This is a genomic window from Psychrobacillus sp. FSL W7-1457, from assembly GCF_038593405.1.
Taxonomy (GTDB): Bacteria; Bacillota; Bacilli; order Bacillales_A; family Planococcaceae; genus Psychrobacillus.
The window spans coordinates 796,794-818,695 of sequence record NZ_CP151993.1 but is presented as its reverse complement, the minus strand read 5'-3'; the positions used below and the strand labels follow the sequence as shown (position 1 = coordinate 818,695).

At 35.9% G+C, this 21,902-nt stretch carries 20 protein-coding genes; all 20 read right to left on the bottom strand.

Going from position 1 to position 21,902, the window contains the following annotated elements:
- Positions 1-84: 84 nt before the first annotated feature.
- The 20 genes from NSQ95_RS03910 to NSQ95_RS03815 all read right to left on the bottom strand — a co-directional run bounded on the left by NSQ95_RS03910 (position 85) and on the right by NSQ95_RS03815 (position 21,901).
- A complete protein-coding gene (locus NSQ95_RS03910; protein ID WP_342560345.1) occupies positions 85-1,632 on the bottom strand; it encodes an ABC transporter substrate-binding protein in 1,548 nt (515 codons plus the stop codon).
- A gap of 44 nt (positions 1,633-1,676) precedes the next feature.
- On the bottom strand, positions 1,677-2,882 hold the full coding sequence (locus NSQ95_RS03905) for an amidohydrolase (RefSeq protein WP_342560344.1): 1,206 nt from the start codon (positions 2,880-2,882) through the stop codon (positions 1,677-1,679).
- Positions 2,883-3,213: 331 nt separating this feature from the next.
- Positions 3,214-3,963 (bottom strand): amino acid ABC transporter ATP-binding protein, encoded by a 750-nt coding sequence (locus tag NSQ95_RS03900; RefSeq protein ID WP_342560343.1) that lies wholly within the window; start codon positions 3,961-3,963, stop codon positions 3,214-3,216.
- Between the two features lie 22 nt (positions 3,964-3,985).
- Positions 3,986-4,642, bottom strand: a complete 657-nt coding sequence (locus tag NSQ95_RS03895; RefSeq protein WP_251552627.1) for an amino acid ABC transporter permease — start codon at positions 4,640-4,642, stop codon at positions 3,986-3,988.
- A 30-nt stretch (positions 4,643-4,672) separates the two neighbouring features.
- A complete protein-coding gene (locus NSQ95_RS03890; protein WP_251552626.1) occupies positions 4,673-5,827 on the bottom strand; it encodes a saccharopine dehydrogenase C-terminal domain-containing protein in 1,155 nt (384 codons plus the stop codon).
- A 21-nt stretch (positions 5,828-5,848) separates the two neighbouring features.
- Positions 5,849-6,631 (bottom strand): transporter substrate-binding domain-containing protein, encoded by a 783-nt coding sequence (locus tag NSQ95_RS03885; RefSeq protein WP_251552625.1) that lies wholly within the window; start codon positions 6,629-6,631, stop codon positions 5,849-5,851.
- Positions 6,632-6,825: 194 nt separating this feature from the next.
- A complete protein-coding gene (locus NSQ95_RS03880; RefSeq protein WP_342560342.1) occupies positions 6,826-7,773 on the bottom strand; it encodes an acetamidase/formamidase family protein in 948 nt (315 codons plus the stop codon).
- A gap of 126 nt (positions 7,774-7,899) precedes the next feature.
- Entirely contained in the window at positions 7,900-8,376 is a 477-nt protein-coding gene (locus NSQ95_RS03875) for a DUF2628 domain-containing protein (protein ID WP_342560341.1), read from the bottom strand.
- Between the two features lie 282 nt (positions 8,377-8,658).
- On the bottom strand, positions 8,659-9,330 hold the full coding sequence (locus NSQ95_RS03870; RefSeq protein ID WP_342560340.1) for a hypothetical protein: 672 nt from the start codon (positions 9,328-9,330) through the stop codon (positions 8,659-8,661).
- Between the two features lie 782 nt (positions 9,331-10,112).
- Positions 10,113-11,168 (bottom strand): sugar-transfer associated ATP-grasp domain-containing protein, encoded by a 1,056-nt coding sequence (locus NSQ95_RS03865; protein WP_342560339.1) that lies wholly within the window; start codon positions 11,166-11,168, stop codon positions 10,113-10,115.
- A 104-nt stretch (positions 11,169-11,272) separates the two neighbouring features.
- Entirely contained in the window at positions 11,273-12,400 is a 1,128-nt protein-coding gene (locus NSQ95_RS03860) for a DegT/DnrJ/EryC1/StrS family aminotransferase (RefSeq protein ID WP_342560338.1), read from the bottom strand.
- A 36-nt stretch (positions 12,401-12,436) separates the two neighbouring features.
- A complete protein-coding gene (locus NSQ95_RS03855; RefSeq protein WP_342560337.1) occupies positions 12,437-13,000 on the bottom strand; it encodes a DapH/DapD/GlmU-related protein in 564 nt (187 codons plus the stop codon).
- A 27-nt stretch (positions 13,001-13,027) separates the two neighbouring features.
- On the bottom strand, positions 13,028-14,341 hold the full coding sequence (locus tag NSQ95_RS03850) for a nucleotide sugar dehydrogenase (protein WP_342560336.1): 1,314 nt from the start codon (positions 14,339-14,341) through the stop codon (positions 13,028-13,030).
- Between the two features lie 83 nt (positions 14,342-14,424).
- Entirely contained in the window at positions 14,425-15,645 is a 1,221-nt protein-coding gene (locus tag NSQ95_RS03845) for a hypothetical protein (RefSeq protein ID WP_342560335.1), read from the bottom strand.
- Positions 15,642-16,826, bottom strand: a complete 1,185-nt coding sequence (locus tag NSQ95_RS03840; protein ID WP_342560334.1) for an O-antigen ligase family protein — start codon at positions 16,824-16,826, stop codon at positions 15,642-15,644. Before NSQ95_RS03840 ends, NSQ95_RS03845 begins: the two co-directional genes overlap by 4 nt.
- Before the next feature lie 18 nt (positions 16,827-16,844).
- A complete protein-coding gene (locus NSQ95_RS03835; protein ID WP_342560333.1) occupies positions 16,845-17,969 on the bottom strand; it encodes a glycosyltransferase family 4 protein in 1,125 nt (374 codons plus the stop codon).
- A gap of 44 nt (positions 17,970-18,013) precedes the next feature.
- Positions 18,014-19,252: a glycosyltransferase family 4 protein gene (locus NSQ95_RS03830; RefSeq protein ID WP_342560332.1), complete on the bottom strand. Its 1,239-nt coding sequence runs from the start codon at positions 19,250-19,252 to the stop codon at positions 18,014-18,016.
- Positions 19,253-19,279: 27 nt separating this feature from the next.
- The gene (locus NSQ95_RS03825) at positions 19,280-20,569 is read right to left on the bottom strand and encodes a hypothetical protein (RefSeq protein ID WP_342560331.1); all 1,290 of its coding nucleotides are present in this window, start codon (positions 20,567-20,569) and stop codon (positions 19,280-19,282) included.
- A gap of 28 nt (positions 20,570-20,597) precedes the next feature.
- Positions 20,598-21,239 (bottom strand): acetyltransferase, encoded by a 642-nt coding sequence (locus NSQ95_RS03820; RefSeq protein ID WP_342560330.1) that lies wholly within the window; start codon positions 21,237-21,239, stop codon positions 20,598-20,600.
- A gap of 26 nt (positions 21,240-21,265) precedes the next feature.
- Complete coding sequence (locus tag NSQ95_RS03815; protein WP_342560329.1) at positions 21,266-21,901, bottom strand: sugar transferase; 636 nt, start codon at positions 21,899-21,901, stop codon at positions 21,266-21,268.
- Between the last annotated feature and the right edge of the window lies 1 nt (position 21,902).

Genomic DNA, 21,902 nt, shown 5'->3' with positions numbered 1-21,902 from the left:
TTCTATAAACTTGAACAAACCTACTAAACTTTCTACCTAATAGTAAAGGAAGGAAGAGCAAGCTCTCCCTACCGATCACCATATTTACTTTTTATTAATAGAATCCACGTAAATGATTTCATCCATTGTCGGAGTATAATCAATTGCATCACTTACCCCTACGTTAATAGATTCTTGGTGTAATACGATATGAGCCGTGTCTTCAGCTAATAAATGCTGTGCTTTAATATATTGCTCTGCTCTTTCTTCTGGGTCCATATTTTGAGCAGCAGCTGACAATAATTCTTCTACCTCTTCGTTATGATAATCAATTTGACCTTTGAATCTCTCATAGTTATACCAATCTAATGCATTTGCCGCATCAAACATAGAGTTACCTAAAGCTAGTAAATAAGCATCTTTGTTTTTGCCTGAGTTACGAAGTTCAACGAAGCTGCTCCACTCCATGAATTCAACATTTGCTTTTACTCCAATTGCAGTCCACATGCCAGCAACCATCTCCGCTATTTCAGCATCTTGTAAATAACGCCCTTTTGGAGAATGGAATGTCATCTCAAATCCATCTGGATAGCCTGCTTCAGCCAATAATTTCTTTGCTTCTTCCACGTCATAGTTATACGTGTCATAAAGATCCTCTGCAAAACCAAAGTTTCCTGGTGCGACACGAGTGATTGTTGGTATACCTGCTCCATTTAACAGGTTATCCGTTATTGCCTTGTTATCAATAGCCAAGTCCAAAGCTTTTCTAACTCTAGGATCCGAAGTTGGATATCCTTCTGTTGAACGGACAAATATCATCATAGTTCGGTTAGAAGTACCTTGCGATAAATGCGTTCCATCGTTGTCATCAATACGTTTCCACTCACTTGGTGGCATGTTTGTCGCAATATCAACTCCACCTGTTAGCAGCTCAGAAACACGTGTAGAGTTTTCTGGAATGACACGGAATACTACCTCATCCCATTCTTCATTTTTACCGTCAAAATAATCATCATAGACTTCTAGCACGATACGATCGTCACGTACCCACTTAGAAAATTTAAATGGTCCTGTCCCAACTGGGTTTTCCAAAAAGTGATCCATTCCGTTTTCTTCAATATATTCAGAAGGAAGGATACTAGAAGCAATCCTTGAAATTCTGTTTAATAAAGCCGGGTCTGGCTCATTTGTAATGATACGTAACGTTAACTCATCCACAACTTGTACCTCTTTAATAGAGTTATAGTTAATGTGATCAAGCAGTGTGGAATCATGCGCAACTCGTTCCAGTGAGAATTTAACATCCTCCGAATCTAATGCCTCGCCGTTATGGAACTTAACTCCTTCTTTTAGTTTCACTTCCCACGTCTTATCGTCTATTTTTTCGTACCCCTCTGCTAAGTCTGGTAAAATCTCACCAGTTTCATTGTCTCGTTTAAACAAATAGTTAAACATATTAACGTGAATTGCTTCTGTAGAAGTATTAACATGGTTATGAACATCAAACGTTACCATGTCCGTTCCCATTGCAATCGTCAATGTCCTGTCGTCCTCTTTTTTGGTCGTAGAAGTAGAAGAATCATCTCCACTACAAGCTACCAGCAATCCTACTGTCAAAAGTACAGAACTTGCTAATCCTACCCATTTCTTCATAGTCATTCCCCTTTATATATATAATTTCATTGAACCTATACTTATTATTCGTTCGTATTACTCTCTATGTAATCAAGAGCGAACTGGGCCAATAAAGCCGAGCCATACGGTAACGCATCTTCATCAATATCGAATTTCGGATGGTGATTGGGATAGATACAATCCTTTTCTGCATTGTAAGTGCCTAATCTAAAGAAAATTCCCGGCACCTTCTCCGCATAGTAAGCAAAATCCTCTCCTCCCATGCTCGGATTAATAATCGATAGAGTATTGGCTCCCAATATTTTTTCAGAGACTGCATCTAATAATGGAATCAATCGATTATCATTTTTCACGGAAGGATAGCCAAATTGATAATCGAACTTATAAGTAGCCCCCATCCCTTCGCAAACGCCTTTAATATATTGCTCCATTCTTTTGGAAATGACCTCGCGCAACGAAGGATCTAACACTCTAACTGTTCCTTCTAATCGAACGGACGGTGCGATGACATTTCGCTTAAAGCCACCTTCAATTTTTCCTATTGTCAAAACAGCTGGCTTTAAAGGATCAATCGACCGACTTACAATTTGCTGTAAGGAAGAGATTACTTCCGCTGCCACCGTTATCGAGTCGATAGACATATGAGGATGAGCTGCATGTCCCCCCTCTCCGATCACTTCGATATCAAAGGAATCCGCACATGCCATCGCGACATCTTTGGCAACCGTTATAAACCCTGTATGTGCCGTCGGATGTACATGCAAACCGGCAATAACATCCACATCCGGATTTTGAAGAACCCCTTCCTGAACCATATGTAAGGCCCCTGCTAGCCCTTCCTCTGCTGGCTGGAAAATAAATTTAATATTACCTTTTACCGGCCGATGCTTACTTAGTATTTTGGCCGCTCCCAGCAGCATCGAAGTATGCGCATCATGTCCGCATAAATGGGCTACTCCAGGAACCGACGAGGCGTATGAAACCGACTTCTCATCCTGTATAGGAAGAGCGTCCATATCTGCCCTTAATGCAACTGTCGGACCTGGCTCAGTGCCTCTTAAAAGAGCCACAATTCCAGTTTTGGCAACCGGTGCTTGAATTTCAAAACCAAGATCCTTTAAATTTTCTAAAACAAACTTGGAGGTTTCATATTCTTCAAATGATAGTTCTGGATTCACGTGAAGATGTCTGCGCCACTGTATTAAATTCTCCTTAATCTCAAGCGCTTCTTTAAGTAAAACATTCTCTTCTACTACTGTATTTTTCATGTAGACCTCCTATTCGCTATAATTAGACATAATATTACGAAATAATAATAAATTCTGATTATTATATTAATAGTAATTAAGAATATTTCTTTAGTCAAGACCGTTTTCCATTTTTATTGCCTAGTACTAAAGTAGAAAACGGTGAATTGTAAAGGATTGTGCCTGACAGGGACACACACGGTAACCCGACGAATTGTAGTAAATTGTGTCTTACACAGGGACAAACATACCAACAAAAATACCTGTGTCAGCCTCCAAACGCTACTGACACAGGCATACCTTCTAAATTGTAGTGAATTGTGTGTGACACAGGGACGCACACAAACCCAAACTACTCCACGATCGATAAAAACTGTCTAGTCCTCTCTTCTTTCGGGTGAAGAAATATTTCCTCTGATGTTCCCTCTTCCACGATTACACCTTTGTCCATAAAAATAACTCGGTCCGCTACGTCTTTGGCAAAGCTCATTTCGTGCGTCACGATAATCATCGTCATTCCTTCACGTGCCAGGTCCTTGATCACCTGAAGTACTTCCTTTACAAGCTCTGGGTCTAATGCAGAGGTCGGCTCGTCATAGAGCATGACCATTGGGTTTAATGCCAACGAGCGTGCGATGGCTACTCTTTGCTGCTGACCGCCTGACAACTGCGCTGGGTAGTAATCACATCTGTCACCTAGCCCTACCTTTGTAAGAAGTGCCTTCGCTACTATTCTTGCCTCTTCTAGCTTGGTCCCATGTATGACGATTGGTCCCTCCATCACATTTTCGATGGCTGTTTTATGCGGAAACAGATTGAACGATTGAAAGACGAATCCAGTTTTCTTTCGTAGCTCCCTTATTTCTTTTTTACGTCTACGATTTGACTTTCCACCGGTATCTACCTGGAAATCACCAATGCGAATGACACCCTCCGTTGGCTCCTCTAAGAAATTTAAACAACGTAGCAAGGTTGATTTTCCAGACCCACTCGGTCCCATAATGACCACTACTTCGCTTTTCTCAACCGTTAAATCGATACCTTTTAATACTTCATTTGTTCCGAAGCTTTTTTTCAATTGATTAACCTGAATGATACTCATAGACATCCCCTATCATTCGTATTTATCGAACCAAGTACTTGGATGTACGAACTTCTAATTTATCTAAAATAGTAGTGAAGAAGGTTATTAATACCCAATAGATAGCTGCAGCTATTAAATAGATGGTAAGTGGCTCGAATGTTTTGGCAATGATTAAGCTCGACATTTGCAATAGTTCCGTAACGGTAATAACTGAGACCAACGAGGTATCTTTTATAAGTACGATAAATGTGTTTGATAACGTAGGAATAGATATGCGAAGACTTTGCGGGAGAATAATTCTCCTTAACGCCTGTGAATACGTCATTCCCATGGATAATGAAGCTTCCATTTGGCCATTGTCCACTGCAAGAATGGAAGCTCTAAATGACTCTGATAGATAAGCGCCAGCGTTTAAGCTCAATGCTACGATCCCCGACGATATGGGATCTAATGAAATACCGATCTGAGGTAAGCCATAGTAAATAACGAATATTTGAACAAGTAAAGGAGTTCCACGAATTATAGAAACATAGCCTGTGGCAATGCCGTTTAAAACCTTTACTTTTAGAATTCTAATGATTGCGGCGAAAAATCCAATAATGAGCGCTATGATAATGGATATGGCTGCCAAAAAGATAGTCATGAGCGTTGCCTTCAGTAGGGATGGCAGGGAATCAATAATTATCGTAACATCCATAGATCGACCTCCTTCCGACAAATGATAGGATTAGATTACAGCCTCTTCTTTAAAACCTATATGAATTCCTAAATTCTGTAGTTCCTTCATAAACGGGTCGAATCTCTCCCTAACAATAAGGCTCTCTACCGGTACAACCCCTGTCTCTTCAATCCTTCCAGATGCAATCCATTTCGCTAGAATTGCTGCAGGAAGGGCAGTTGTTTTAGCCATGGACGTAATGTTTCGTTCCTGATCGTAGACATCAACCATTTCCCATGTAAATTTAGTCGCTTTGCCTTCCTTCATTCCACTAACCTCGACTCTTAGCACCGTTATATCCTCATGGGAGGCACCAACCATTTTAGGCGCTAAAATCTGTTCTGCAACTGCTCGAGGAGTTGTAATAACTCCTGCGACTGTTATAGGTTTATTGTCTAGAAACCCTAGCTCCCTCAAAACGTTCATCTTGTCCCAATGCCCAGGATACCTAACTGTTTTTTCGTATAGGTTTTTCACCTTGTCCTTCAATATAAAAGCCGTGCTATGCGCATCCGTAATCACTGCCTCACAGTCCCCAACGGGCTGGGGGAACGTCATCTTTTCTAAACCAGACAAAGGAGCTAATTCCACAAGCTGTCCGTTTTCAACCGCAATAGCAGGTTTTGTGTAGAGGCCTAGCACACTCTCTAAGCGAAAAACGACCTGATACCATAGAGGTGGAACGGGATGTCTCGGAATCCCTCCACAAATCATGATCGCTTCCTCTGCTTCGTCTAGCATCTCGATCCCTTGGGCTGCCAAAAAGTTCGTTATTCCGGGAGCTACACCACAGCCTGGCACGATGATCACCCCTGCATTTCTCGCCGCTTCCTGTAATTCTATTTTCTCTTGGAATAAAGACCCAACTAAATCTACCAAATGACAGCTAGACTCTATTGCTGCTTGTATAGCAACTAGACTTAAGGAATGTGGCAGACAGGCAACCGCAACATCCCCACCTGTCAACACCTTCGCGATATCCTCCATAGTCTCTAAGGAGGCAACCCTGCCAGTCACTTTGGGACTATTAGCGATTTCTAAGCATTTATCAATACTTTCCTGTCTAACATCCACCGCGGTAATGACATCTATTTCTGAGAATTTAGCAAGCTCGCTCACGACGGTCGTCCCAATCATTCCCGTACCTAAAACTACAATATGCAAGTGTTATTTCCTCCCATCGTTTTATTGCTCCACAGGATCTGAGCCAAACCACTTTTTATAAATCTCGTTATACGTCCCATCCTCTTTCATGTCACGTAAAGCCTCATTGACCTTTTCGATAAAATCCTCGTTCCCTTTGTTCACTGCCATCCCAACCTCGTCCACCTTTAGAATCTCGCTTGCAACCTTGATTGGCAGCTTATTTTCTTTTATGTTATAGCTCATTAACAGCTGGTCATTAATGATGACATCTAATCGTTCATTTTTCAGATCCTCTAAATAATCCGTAAATGCCTTATATAGCTTCACATCCGCACCATCTACACTCTTTGCGATTTCCTCAAAGGTAGTTCCTCCGCCAACACCAACTTTTTTACCCTTGATATCTTCGAGCTTGCTAATATCATTCGTTTCCTCACGAGTGATTAACACCGAGCCTGTAATAACATACGGATCCGTGAAATCTACACTTTTTTTCCTTTCCTCTGTCACAGTCATCTGCCCGATAATAATATCGAACTTATCTGCCTTCAGACCACCTATCAAACCCTCCCACTTAGAAGTGATAAAATTGGCCTTCACGCCTAATCTTTTCGCTAGCTCGTTGGAAATATCTACATCAAAGCCAGTTAATTCACCTTGATCATCTAAATAGTTAAACGGTGGATACGTTCCCTCAAAAGCAACATTCAGTACCTTCTTTTTCTCCATACGCTCTAGCACTTTACCTTCTCCAGACCCGCAGCCTGCTAGTATACTCAAGACAAAAACCGTAATAATGGCCAACATGATATTCTTCTTCAACGCTTGTCCCCCTTTTATAAGATTGAGGAAATTACCAAAGCTACTTCCTTCCTATAATGTATTCGTTAAGAATGACTTTTATTAACAGATAATCTAATAAATTATGATCCCCATAAACTCAAAAAAACCGTAGGAACAAGTATCTCGTCCCTACGGTTTACTATTTATATTTCAATACCTATTAACTGAAGACATTAATCCTCAAACACTGCCATCGGCAATACTGCACTAACGATATATTGTCCTGCGTCTACAATCTCTGAGATTTTCAAATCGACACATAGACTAGACAATAAATAGGCATCCTTTGGCTCCATTTCATATGTAGTTGAAATGTGATCTACCATCGCCCGAAGTGCATCCTGCGAAGCCTTCATCAAATCTGGACCAACGCCAGTGGTCCCAAAGAACCCCTTATGGTTCACCTTTGGAGTAAGCTCACCACTCGTTAAAAACTGAGGCGAAGGAATCGTTTTACCTTTAATAAGGTTGAACTTTAAGGTAGCGGTCATCGGACACTCTAATGCGGAAACACAAACCTCCCCGTCTCCTTGCGCTGCATGGGCATCCCCGCAGCTAAACAACGCTCCAGCCACCTGGACAGGTAAATACAACTTGGTCCCAATCGTTAGCTGGCGAACGTCCATATTTCCTCCAAACGTTCCAGGAGGCATGATCGGCTGACCACTTGCATCCTTAGGACTTACTCCCATCGTACCTAAAAAAGGCTCAATTGGAATTCTAATATCCTCTCGGAAATGAATAAACTCCCCGTCGTTCAAATCAAAGGTTCTTAAATACGCATCTGGAAACTCCTCTGGCAGCAAACCTAGTCCAGGCAAAATAGCCGTCCAGCCCCAGCTTCCTGTCTCGAGATTTACAATTTCCACCTCCAGCGTATCTCCAGGCTCTGCCCCTTCAATCGCGACTGGACCGGCAAGCGGGTAAACCTTGTCCCAATCTAAGCTAGCAATCGATTCAGTAGTAGAATCAATCGAAAACTGGTTGTCCGTTACCTCTCTTGTTTTAAATATGACCGTGTCCCCACTTTCAATCGTCAGGACCGGCTTTGGATCCTTCTCCCATGCGTAGTGCACAATCTCCTCCGGAAAATGATGGATTTTTGCTGTTTGAACGTTCATAGTCTTCCTCCTTATCAATCTATCTATATCAAAAGGCTATCATAATTTCACTATAATTTAAATGAATTTATAAAATTTTCAGTTAAATATAAAAAAAGCCACTCATTAAATTGAGTGACTTCCTATTTATCCCCCAAACCCATAAATCATCCCAGCAAGAATCCCATAAACAATCAGCAACCCAAAGGCAGCCAACACCCCAAGCCAGCTAGTACCACCGCGCAGTTGAAGCTCTGACTGCACGAATTCCTCGCTGCCATGTTGCTGCTCCGTGACTCTCTTAATCTCCTTATTCGCATGCATCAAATATAAATAGTTTCCTAAAAAACCACAGATGACCCCTACTGTAATTCCTATGGTCGAATCTACCCCAAAATCGACCCCACTTAAGACAATGATCAGATCATATAAAAGAAAAAGACCTAGTATGATGAAAATATACGCATACATTTTTCGATAGCCTAACCAAAAGAACGAAAGAAAAAAGGCAGCCCAATTCCAGGATAGCCCCTGCCTCCATTTGCTTGAATAATACTCCCATTTGCTAGCTCCTACAAATGCCCCATGTAACGACTCATCTAACTCCGGATATTTCTTATCCATCTATGTATTCCTCCTTTTTTATCTGAAGTGCTCTATTGTATGGATATTACACTTTGTCTATGTCTATTTTAAATATTGTATAAACCTAAAAATCTATCAATACGATTTTATTGATGCTATATGGTATATTACTTAGTCTATGAACAATTACGTTAATTGGGAGGCCATGTAGGGGAGAGTAATTTGAAGAAGTATTTTATTGTAGTTCTATAGTTCAACCAAAAGAAGCAGTTTAACTACTCGTTAAAGGAGGTCTGCTCCTTTGGTTCAACTACAAGCATGTTAAAATTCCTTAATAGTAACTTCTGATTGTTCCTTTATAATAGCAGTCATTTCCTCAATCCACTCTATACACCTATTAGGCAGATAAGGAAATGGATGTCTTGGATAGTTTCTCGTTTTATGCCAGTATGCCTTTGGTACTTTACCATTCAAGTCCAATCCACTCAACGGTAAAAAACCATGTTCTTCCGCAAGTCGCTTAGCTTCAGGTCTAGATCCCCAACCATACAACACATGCTCCACTAAAGTAGTCATTTCAATAAATTCTTTTATATTATTAGCATAACGCGAATTTGGAACATTTTGGAGCTCGCATATTTTAAGCAATCGCAGGAACTCAAAGGAATCTCCCTCACACATATCCGATAGATTAACAATTATTAGTTCATCCCAATCCATACGTTCCATTAATCGCATAAGCTGATATTGCGTTTTATCCGGAATACTTTCCTGCCATCCATCTTTTGATTCTTCTCTCGGTAGGCAGCTCCCAGGGTTTTGCATAACAATTAACGCATTAGCTTTTCTATTACTTAAATCATCTGGGATGGTTGCTCCCTTTCTTATAATTCTTGCCTCTGGCCTAGTAATAACCTGGTGTATCTCAAATTGCCTATACTCAAATTTAGCCATGACGATAAATTGTTCATTTAATACCATTCTACTTAACATAGACTCCTCCTTAGCAAAAATATCAGTCTAATTAAGTAATTCTATATACACTTAAAAATACCTTTAAATACCTTTTATTATTTTATATTTAATTTATATTTCATCTTCTTTTGCTTAACTTACACAAAATATGATTGACCACCAAGGACTTTCGTTTTATACTTTTATTGGTAGAACTATTTCTTTTTACCTTTTATCAGAAAAACACAAAACTATTTTACTATGTATTTTCATGAAAAAGGTTTTTATATTTATATTGTATTAATTAATAATGATATACGGATATAATGATATTTTTTATCCTATAAATAATAGAAATAAAAGACACTTTCTTAGTAATCTTTAATGAATACTATTAAATATTTAAGAATTCTACCGAAGTTAAAGGGAGTAAAAGAATATGATGTTATGAGGTGTAGTAATTGTTGTCAGACTTTAGCACTAAGTTAGACGAGGAGATAGGACCAAGAAAAATTCTGCATATAAAAGAGTGTGAGATTTGTGGTTATAATGAGTTTTATTTTATAGATCCTGAAACAAATAAACAAATTGGTATGGCTTGTGAGGGGTGTAACTATATAAAACGGTTTGATTTTAACTCTAAAAAATAAGTTTAAAAGAAGCAGCTTAACCTGCTAATAAAAATACTGCTTCTTTCTTCCATTATATTATTTAATCATGAACATTTTATCTATTAATTCTTTAACCATCTTATGATATATCTCTATTTATACTCTTCCTTCAAAAATTGTTACTCAATGTTTTTATCGGAAACTCCTTCTTTAAATAATTCCATAATGTCTATAAAATCTTTTCACTCTATCATCTCTAAGTAAGGGTCTATGCACCTGCAATAAATTCACATCACTAAAATTATTTCCTTCTAGAACAGAAAATCCTTCATTAGTAATAACGATATCCCACCCCACATATTTAATATATGGATAGATAGAGGCTGCATTTAGTATACTTTCTTTCATTTCATTCCATTTCGGAACTAACTTTCCTTCAATTTGTGACTTTGTTTCAGGATGTTCACTATACCATTGTAGTTTCCCATTTTTAGGATATGAAACACCCTTGCCTAGCTCACCAGTCTCTAAATCAATTTCTGCACTTAATCCTCCCTGCGTCCAATTGTCAGCAGGTATAGATGTTAAATTCCCCATTCTTTGGACAGCTATAGGTATAAAAGGTTTGTTGGTAAGAGGATCTATCATAGTTAAAATTCTAATTGTATTAGTAGTCTTCGGATAAAAGTCTTTACTAAAATTACTTTGCTCAACAAATTCATTAACTATATAATTATTTAGCTTTGAAGTTGCTTTTTCGAGCCCAGCTTCATCTATCTGCTTTTCATTTAAAAAATAATTTCCTTCTATTTTCTTCAATACAAATATCCCATAACCTCCACCGTTACGTATTGGTTTAATAACACATGCAGAATGTCTGTCTAAGTATCTTAAAATTTTCATAGAAGAATCAATTTTTTCTTCATCTTCCAAGCATAAAAACTTCCCAGCTTCAATTAAACTAAAATTTCTTGGAATCTTAATATATTGCTTATACATGGATTCAAAGACAAGCTTTTCATCTAGAACAAAACTATATGGGCTATTTAAATATCTTGTATTTAGTCTTTGTATATCAGATAAATATTCTTGAGGATTATTTTCCTTAAAATTATAAATTATTTCTGATTCACTCAAGAAACCTCGCCTCGAGTTAGAAATTTTTTTGCTAACACCTTTATTAACGGATGATTTTAAGTTTTTTCTAATAAATGTCCGATAAATATTCGCCTGACGATATACATTCATCGCTTTATCTTTTATCATTAAAGCACTTCCACCTTTTTGTATAAAAATAGTAACCACTTTATATCTGAAAAACTCTCAGGTATAGAAAAGCAGTCGAATTATTACATCGACTGCTCATAATTTTAGTTCATAAATTCTTTGATCACTTTGCAAACTTGTTCAATCTCTTCTTCACTCAAATACGGATGCATTGGTAAAGATAGTACTATATCACATAACTCGTTTGTCACTGGACAATCATTTTCAGCATAACCTAAATCACTAAATGCTTCTTGTTTATGCATCGGTTTTACATAATACACCATGCTTGGGATATTTTCTTCTTTCAGCTTGCGTTGAAGATTATCCCTTTCTGCCTTATTCTTTAGTTTAATCGTGTATTGAGCAAAGCTAGAAATATAGCCTTCTGGCATATAAGGAATTTCAACGATATCCTTTAGACGTTCATTGTAATGACCAGCTACTCGATTGACATCTGTAACCTCATGATTAGCAAATGCCTTTAGTTTCACTTGAAGAATAGCAGCCTGAATGGTATCTAATCTCGAGTTCACACCAATTCTAACGTTGTCATATTTATTACTACCTTTTCCATGTACTTTTAGGGACCTCAACAATTCTGCTAAAATGTCGTCATCCGTAAAGATAGCTCCTCCATCACCATAGCCTCCTAATGGTTTAGCGGGAAAGAACGATGTAGTTGCCGCATCACCAAAACTACAAGCCCGTTTACCGCCAATATTACCTCCAAAGCCTTGAGCTCCATCTTCCAGTACTAACAACTTATATTTTTGTGCAATCTTTTCGATTTCAGGATAATTTGCTGGAAGTCCAAATAGATCTACAGGAATGATAACCTTAGGAGTTAGTTTCCCTTCTTCCATTGTTTGAACGATTGCTTGTTCTAATTTTTCCGTATCTATGTTAAATGTGTTTCTGTCTACATCGACAAAAACGGGAGTTGCTCCAACAAATGAAACTACTTCACCTGTTGAAAAGAAAGTAAAATCAGGTAAAAAGACTGCATCTCCTTCTTTAATACCCCATGCCATTAATACAAGAGATAATGCTTCTGTTCCATTTGCACAGGTGATCGCATGCTTTACTCCTACGTATTCTGATAGTTGTTGTTCTAATTCTTTTACTTCATTTCCTCCAATGAAGTTCGTGTTAGTTAAAACCTTCTGTATAGCTGAATCAATTTCATTTTTGTATGTTTGATATTGAGTTTTTAAATCTCTAAATTCCATGATTAACCAGCTTTCTACTATATAATTTATAAGATTCTATACACTTTCAATTAGCGTATCATTAGAAAGGTTATACTCTCTTTCGCACTCACTACATTTCAATTGTTCCTTCAATACATGACCACACTCACAGACCCAGCCTTTTTGTTTGGCAGGTACCCCTGCCATCAAAGCATGGTCTGGTACATCCTTAGTTACTACAGCACCTGAAGCAATCATGGCCCAACGACCAATTGAATTACCACAAACGATTGTTGCATTTGCTCCGATGGATGCTCCGTATTTCACTAGCGTCTTTTTATATCCTTCAGTCCCTTTAGGATATTTACTTCTAGGAGTTAAATCATTTGTAAAAACCATAGATGGTCCGCAAAAAACATAATCCTCTAACTCTACTCCTTCATATATGGAGACATTATTTTGGACTTTCACGCCATTACCTATTTGAACGTTATTAGAAATATTTACATTTTGACCAATAGAACACTTTTCACCGATTCTTGCACCCTTTTGGATATGGCTAAAATGCCAAATTTTCGTATCAGAACCTATTTCCACACCTTCGTCTACGTAACTGCTTTCGTGTACAAAAAAATTCATGAACAAACCTCCGTTCTATCTTGAAGACTATAACAATTCTACATTATCTCTATTAGTAATTGATTTCATTGCGTTCTTCGTATCAAAAATGGCTTTTGAATGCTTCTGAACAAATTCATAATCAACAGTTGTGTGAGCAGTTGTTATAATTACTAAATCTGCACTACCTAATAATTCTGCAGTTAACTCAGGCTCTCCTTTTTTCACTATTCCATTCTCGCGATATTCAGGAACAAAAGGATCAAAGTACACTACATCTGCTCCTTCTTTCTCTAATTCTTCAATTACTCGAATTGCAGGACTTTCTCTAAAGTCTTCTATATCTTGTTTATAAGCAACACCTAAAACTAAAACTCTGGAGCCATTCATTGGTTTTTTATCTCTATTCAATATTTTACTTGCTCGCTCTGTACAATATTCAGGCATACGATCATTAACCATCATGGAAGATTCAATCATAGATGTATGGAATCCAAATTCACGTGCTTTCCAAGAAAGATAATAAGGGTCCAGTGGAATACAATGTCCCCCTAGGCCAGGCCCTGGATAGAATGCTTGGAATCCATAGGGTTTAGACTTAGCTGCGTCAATAACTTCCCATAAATTTATCCCCATCTTGTTACTTAACATTGCGAGCTCATTAATAAGACCAATGTTAACATTTCTGTATGTATTTTCCAGAATTTTTTCCATTTCTGCAATAGCTGGAGAGGAAACAGTTATTACTTCTCCTTGTAAAACAGCACGGTACATTTCTGCAATTACTTCTGTTGCTTCTTCGCCTATTGCACCAACTACTTTAGGTGTATTATTTGTTTTATAGACTAAATTTCCTGGATCTACACGTTCTGGAGAAAATCCTAAGTAGAAATCAGTACCACACACTAAGCCCGAACCTTCTTCTAAAATTGGTTTAATTAATTCTTCTGTTGTCCCAGGATAAGTTGTAGATTCAAGGACTACCATCGTTTCTTTTGTAAGATATTTAGCTATCTCTTTCGAAGAGCTTTCAAGATAACTTACGTCTGGCTGTTGATATTCGTCTAAAGGAGTTGGCACACAAATAGCGATGAAGTCTACCTCTTTAATAAAACTGAAGTCTGTAGTTGCTGACAGTAAACCAGTTTCTACGATATTAGCCAACTCAGTCTCGATTACATCCCCAATATAATTTTTCCCTTTATTAACCATATCTACTTTTTCTTGTTGTACATCAAATCCTATTGTTTTAAAGCCTGCTTTCGCTTTTTCAACCGCTAATGGAAGTCCAACATACCCTAGTCCAATTACACCTACTGTTATTTGTTTGTTTTCAATTTTATCTAATATTTTTGTTTTCATCTAATATGTCCTACTTTCTTCTATCGTTTTTATTTTTATGTAAATTATTATGTGCCAAACTAGGAAAGCCTGGTGAACAGGACTTACCCCCCTTTGGAACCTTTCACTGTTTGGCTTCTTAGATAATTAAGCATAAATACGCATAACTGCATAATTAGTTTAAATACTGCAGCTACGAGAACACCAAATGTAAAGCCTTTTAATCCATCAATTTTGTAAAAATAGAACGCTGCTGCAACGTAGACTACCAAATGAAGACCACTCATGTAAATTTGCCAGCTTATTTTGTTAAAACGAAGGTTGAAGGGCTGAACTACTGTAGACAGTACACTTATAATGGCTGTAGCTGTAGTTATATAAACTAGCTCTAACGACTCTTCTGCCCAATCATTATAGAAAAATTCTAAGAAGTACGGGCTAATCCAAATAGTCGTGATATAGCCTACCGCACCTAATACTAAAGAAATACTAAACATTTTCACTACTTTTTTTATGCTTATATTATCTACTTTAACTAAATAGCTTAAAATGACAGAGTTTACCGGATTAATCATCATCGATATAATTTTCCCTAAAATAGTAGAGCTATAATATATAGCAACACTCACAGGTCCAAGCAAAGGTAGTAAAATTAATTTGTCCGCATAGGAAAGAACATTTTTCAATAGGTTTGCGATATACAATGATCCCCCATTTGAAGCTGTATCCTTAAATAATGTAGATAATTTATACTTTTCCTTATGTAAGCTAGTATGACGGATAATATAGATTAAGCTAAATAACAGTCCTACGAAATAGATAATCTGCCAATATTCTAAATACAAAAATATGATTGAACCTATTAAATAGCCTACACTCATATATATGTTATTTAAAAGAATCCCCTTATAATTCAATACCAAACGAAAAGTTACTACTAAATATTCCTTCCAAATAGACCCAACAGTGATTAAACTTAGTAATAGGTAATCCATGATGCTTAAGCTAGAATCGATATAAAAGGAAATAATGATAATTAGAAGAATACTTATAAAAGAAGACCCTACTAATAGAGGATTAAAATCTCCTTCTAAGTTTTTGCTCTTGTATTCTTTGTCCCTCAATAAACGAATATTATTCAATACGTTTCCTAGTGGAAAACTCACAACAGTAAACACACTAATCAAGGTTATTATTAGCCCGTATTCTTCTCCTCCCAGTGCCCTGGCGATTAAAGGATAGGAAACTAGCTGTAGGATAAGCAGTGGTAACGCAGCTGATATAATATTTAGCAGGGAATCCACGAGAAATTGCTTTTTTTTCATGTTAATCTCTCACCGTTTTCTATATTTAGTTTGATAAGCAACCCTAATAAAATCCAAAACTTGATATCTGTAATATAGGAACTACTTATCATCAAATGGACGAACCCTAAACATATCCAAATAATTATTAAATAATAATTATTTAAATTTTGGGATAAGAGACTTCTTATTAATAAAAACAAGATAATCAGAATTGCTATTCCTCCAACGATTACGCCAAAGTTTACAACTATCTCAAGAAAGAAATTATGTGCATATCCTCCCTCTTTACCAATAATTCGACGATCTGCTCCTAAACCAAGTCCTAGGAAGGGATTGTTCATTACAGCTTTTATAAGATTTTCATATATGTAATCTCTTCCACTTAGATGAACTTCCCCGCTCAAAAATAATTTTATACTTCTACTATTGATGTCGTATTTGTTTAATATTTCATAAAGCATATTAAATAACTTATCTAAATTTAGACTTATAAAGACTAAACCTACAACTACTAAAAGATTGTAAAATACTTTGGAATAGGAAACCTGAAAGATTAAACGAATCATTTTTAATGCAATGAACACAACAATACATAATATGGCGCCCCGAGAACCAAGGGCTAGTATTACAAAAATGGAGATTAGAGAAAAAAGTAGTGCCCTATTTGAATATTTATCTATTAGGCTATCTAAAAATAGAATAGCTGGGAGTAGCATATAATAGGATAGAGCCATACTATAAGACCCGGCACTAGCATTTCCAGAAACAATGATGATTCCTAGTAATGCACCAAAAAAGAAAACTAGATAGCTCGCCTTAACCATAACTCTTTTAAAAACATCTAAATCTCTTAGGCTCATCGTATATATGAACGCGGGCAAGCACATTCCAAACAACGGAAATATTAATTGTTTTAAGTAGAGATGATTCTGTGGAAAAAACAAATAATTTACAAGGAATATTAAAATAGCTACAAAATATACTCCGATAAATTTCCCTAAACTTCTTTTTAACACAGCAGGAAGTGCATACAAAAATAAGACTCCTACCATTACTTTAGAAAACAGTTGTATCCCTGAGCCAATACCGGTACCAATAAGATTAAAATAAATCAGAAGAAAATATTGAATAGTCAGGACTATAAAGGACGCCATTATTGCTATGCTTATTTTTTGATCATCTGATTTATTTTTTACCATAAATTATTCACATTCCTCTTATCGTTTGGATTCATTCTCTAATGCTTTAGCATACACATCATCATATTGAGTCAACAATTTATCCCAATTAAAGTTATCTACGAGGTACAAGCAGTTTTTAGATATATTCTCATAATTTTTCATGATATCTATTATTCGATCAGCTATCATTGTAGGGTCATGAGCATCCACGTGATACCCAACCTTCCCTTCAGGAAATTGACCATCAAACCCTTGTCCCTTTGAATAAATTAGTGGTAAGCCTTGACTCATAGCTTCTGGGTACACGAGCCCAAAAGTTTCAGTTAAAGAGGGCATAATAAAAATATCATTGGAACGATATATTTCTATCAGCCTTTCTTTTGGTAGTGGCTTTAAGTAATTTACGAACGAAAACTTCATTAGCTCTTCAAATACCTGCTCATTACTAATTTTCCCAACAACAGTAAAATTAACGTTAAAGCCCTTACCTTGTAAAGTTTCCAAAGCTTTTGCCGAGGTTAAAAGATTCTTATTATTGTTTACAGCCCCTACGAAAACGGCATTTATGCACAGAGGTTGAGATAGACTTTTTGGCTTCCCTAAATTATTAAACCAAAACTCATCTATACCATTAGGAATAATGATAGACTTTTTCATTATCGTTTCTCTATCTTTCTGTGGGATATACTTTTCTAGCACTATATTTTTATACGGATCAGATAGAAAAACAATAGATTCAGCTTCCTTTAATATTTCAACACCTAGTTTACGAAGAAAAACTCTTTTTTTGAAAAACTGATTTACGTCTGTATTTCTAACTGCTACTACATATGGGATGCCGAAATTTTTCTTTGTCTGTAAAGCAATATACCCATTAGAGAAAAGAGTATGTGCATGGGCTATTGAATATTTCTGTATTTCGAAATTTTTCACTAAATCCCTATAGATTTTCTGATGCTTGACATAAAACAAGTAACGATCGAATTTATGATGATTTTTTCTAACGGTTGTATAATCTCCTAGCTGCAAGTGAGATAAATCCGTAGTAATAGGAGTGGGGACATAAACATCAATAGGAATGCCATTTTTAACTTGGCGATCGTAAATATTTTTATAAAGCATTCCGCCACCGTAATATGAATTTATATGTAAAATTCGCATATTTTACTACCTCCTTATTTACTTCTCAAAATGAAAACATATTATTAGCTTTCAATAATAATATTTTCTAATTTATCAGTTAACGTTTTAAAATCATATTTCTGTATGGTAGATAAGGAGTTAAGACAATACTGATTGTATTCTTGGTCATCCATATGATAAAATTCTAAAATTCCTTGAACTAAAGCGTCCACTGAGCCACCCTTTACGGTTTTCCCACAGTTATATTTAGTTAGAATATCGTAGCCGTTTTCCATATTAGATAAGGTAGGTTTTCCAGATGCCATATAGTCAAAGAGCTTGTTTAGGCTCAGACCATACTTATACAATGGGATATGTTTTCCAGTGAAAACGTTTAAATTAGACTTACTTAAAATATTTGGGATTAGTTTTTTATCTACCTTACCTTTAAAAACGATATTAGTTAATCCTTTACTAACTGTATACTGCTCTAACTTTTCTCTTTGACTACCGTTACCAAATAAGATGAATTGAATATCATGAATACCTTTTCTTTGTATTTCCTCTGCTGCTTTAATTAAATAAGTTAATTCGTTAGCAACACCCATGGTGCCTGTATAAAGAATTTTAAATGTAGAAGGATCATCTAGATGGTCATCAGAGTATATGAGCTCTTTTTTGTTTGTATTGTACTCTTCTAAATCAACACCATTATTAATGTACCTAACCTTTGATGAGTCCAGTCCAATTTCCTCAACGTAATCCTTTCCTCCTGGAATAGTAAAAATAAGCTTGTCTGCTTTCTTGTATAGCCATTTTTCACCCTTATACAAAAGCTTTGCCACAAAACTATTCTTTTTTAGAGTTCCGTACTGGACAATTGTCTCTGGCCATAAATCTCTAATCTCACAAATACATGGTACATTAAATTTTTTAGCTATTTTAATCCCCGCTAATAGAGTTAGTGGGTGCACACTAGAAGCTATGATTACATCTGGTTTACCATACTTTTTACTATACTGCTTACTAGAGGGGAAAAGGTTTCGGTAAAAGTTCCACATATTTTGTAGACGTTCTATTCCATTTTTATATCTAGTAGTCTTCACAAAGACATACGGTATTTTCTCTACTGACTTTAATTCGTAACTTCCATTTTGTATCGGTATATAAGAATCACTATTATGTTTAGTACTAGCACAAAAAATAGTAGGCTCATAACCTTTGTTTATAAGATTTTTAGCAAACCAATAATGTCGCCCACCCTTATTAAAGAATGTACCGTGAGCATAATGATTGAAAATCCATACTGTTTTTTTTTGCATTGTCATGTCCTCTTCTGTTCGTTGTAATTATCTTATTTTTTCTGGAATTTTATAATTACATATAGTGTTCTTAAATTTACCTGAAGATAAAACCGGGATTTCATTTACATACTTCACTTCTACGAGGGCATCTTCACCTAAAATTTTCTTAAATGAATCTACAAAATCATCTTTCATATAAATACCCTCTGCTCCATTAACCTTTAAAATATAGTAAGTTTTATCCTCTTGAATAAATTGCCATTGTTTTAACTGCTTATATTTTTTCATATGTACACTTATAGTATGAGGAGTTAGAACATTTCCTTGCGTATCATATACCATATCAATTCTTCTTCCTTGAATACTTCTTAAAGTAGAGATATTTTGACGATCTAAATCATCTGATATTGCAAGATCTCCTGTGTCATAGCGTATAATAGGCATCGCATGATTATATAAATCTGTGACCACTATTCTACCTAGCTCGCCAGGTTTAGCTGGTTCATCACTATCTAAGCTTAGTAATTCAATATAGTAGCTTGCACGATTTACTTTAAATACTTGATCGTTAGATTTTGTCTGTGCTAAAATGCCATTTTCCTGATTGGAGTATCTATCAATAATAGGGCAACCAAAAATCTTCTCCAGCTTTTCTCTCGTTTCTTCCTTTAATAACGAGGAACTAGAAAAGATAACATTTAAATTATACATATCCGGAGTGTCGCCTTTGTTATATATATAATTACTTAGAATTTCATAGGAAGAAGCATAAGCTAAACAACTATTAATTTGTTTATCTTTTTTTAATGTATCTCTAATACTCTCTAATGCATCTTCATCTAATCGTAATACGTCAACAGGAACTAGATTTTGTTTAAGCTTTTCTAATTTAGTCCTCTTTTCGGGCCAAGCTTTGAAGTACATATATTTTTGACCAAGCGTCTGTCCTTCTATTTCATTAAAATAGATTACCTCTGCCATCGTTCTTTCACGTTTTGCTTTGTCTTGATTGACAGTAAAGGGTGTACCAGTAGAACCGCTAGTGGACATTTGATGATATACATTATTCAAATGTATTTCGGATTGAAAGGATGGATACATTTCTTTATAATGGTTTTTTGTGACAACAGGTAAATCATTAAAGTTGGATGATTTAAAGGATTTATAGAAAGGAACGGTATTACAAGCATGACTACAAATTGACTGTAGTTGTTTGTTATTCGAAGTATTACTTTCCATTATTTGTTTTATATGTTGATAGTGTTGTTTAATCGTTTTACCTTTTAATGCATCTACTCCCCAAAAAACAGTTCCTCTAAGAGTCTTTCTTGCCATTATAATCACCCTTCATTTAATTCGCTTCTTATTTATATCTTTTTTTATTGGCTGGCACACCCAAATATAAACCATTAGGACTCGTATTTTTTGTTACTACTGCACCAGCCCCAACTATTACATTTTCTTCGATAGTTAACCCTTGCAAAATAGTAGATCCAGTTCCAATCATTGAGCAATCCATTAAAGTAACATTCCCTGAAATTCTACTTCCAGGCATAACTGTTACGAAGTTTCGCATGTTTATATCATGCCCCATGGTCGTACCTATATTAATATGGCAATGACTTCCAATCCTACAATCTGGATTTATCACCACACCAGCACAAATAACATTACCTTCTCCCATTTGAATATAATCACTTACTACAGCGCTTGGATGTACTAGATTTAACCATTTAACTGCGGTTAGTTTAGTTTCCAACAATTTTCTGACTTTCCAATTAGCTATAGCAATTACACCAAAAACTTGATTCTGCTCTGAGTATTCTCTTAAATAGTCAGTATTTCCGAGAATTTCATAACCCATTACATTACTACCAACGAGACTTTCATTATCATCAATCAGGCCCATAAGCTGATATTTATTTTCATTCTTGTTTAGTTTTTCAACAATTTCTATAACTTGCTTGCTAAAACCACCACTACCTATTATAAAAACCTTTTTCATATGTATCCCTCAAATTCAAATATGGGTCATTTTGGATTATTACTTGTTCCTTGAAATCTATTGTTCTTTTTAGTATTGTCGAAGTTTATACCTTCTTTTACAAATACTTTTTTTATAGTCAAAAATAGAATCTTTACATCTTCTAGAAAGGATATATTATTAACATACTTAACATCTAACTCAAATTTTTCTTCCCAACTAAGCGAATTTCGACCATTCACCTGAGCAAGACCAGACAAACCTGGTCGAACATTATGCCTTTTTCTTTGCTCATCATTATAATATTTTAGATATTCTACTAACAGAGGACGAGGTCCAATAAAGGACATATCTCCTTTTAATATATTTAATAGCTCTGGTAATTCATCAATGGAAGTAGAACGTAAAAATTTTCCGAAGCGTGTAAGTCTTATATGGTCAGGCAATAGCTCTCCATATTCATCTCTTTGCTCTGTCATCGTTCTAAACTTATACATCGTAAAAATCTTCTCATTTAAGCCCGGTCTATTTTGTTTAAATAAAATTGGGCTCCCTAATTTATTTTTTACTAGAACTGCTACAACTAACAATAAAGGACTAAGAATGATAAGCATCGTAAGGGAAACGATAAAATCTACAGGTCTTTTAATGTGTTTTTTATACATACTATCTTTTTGCCTCATG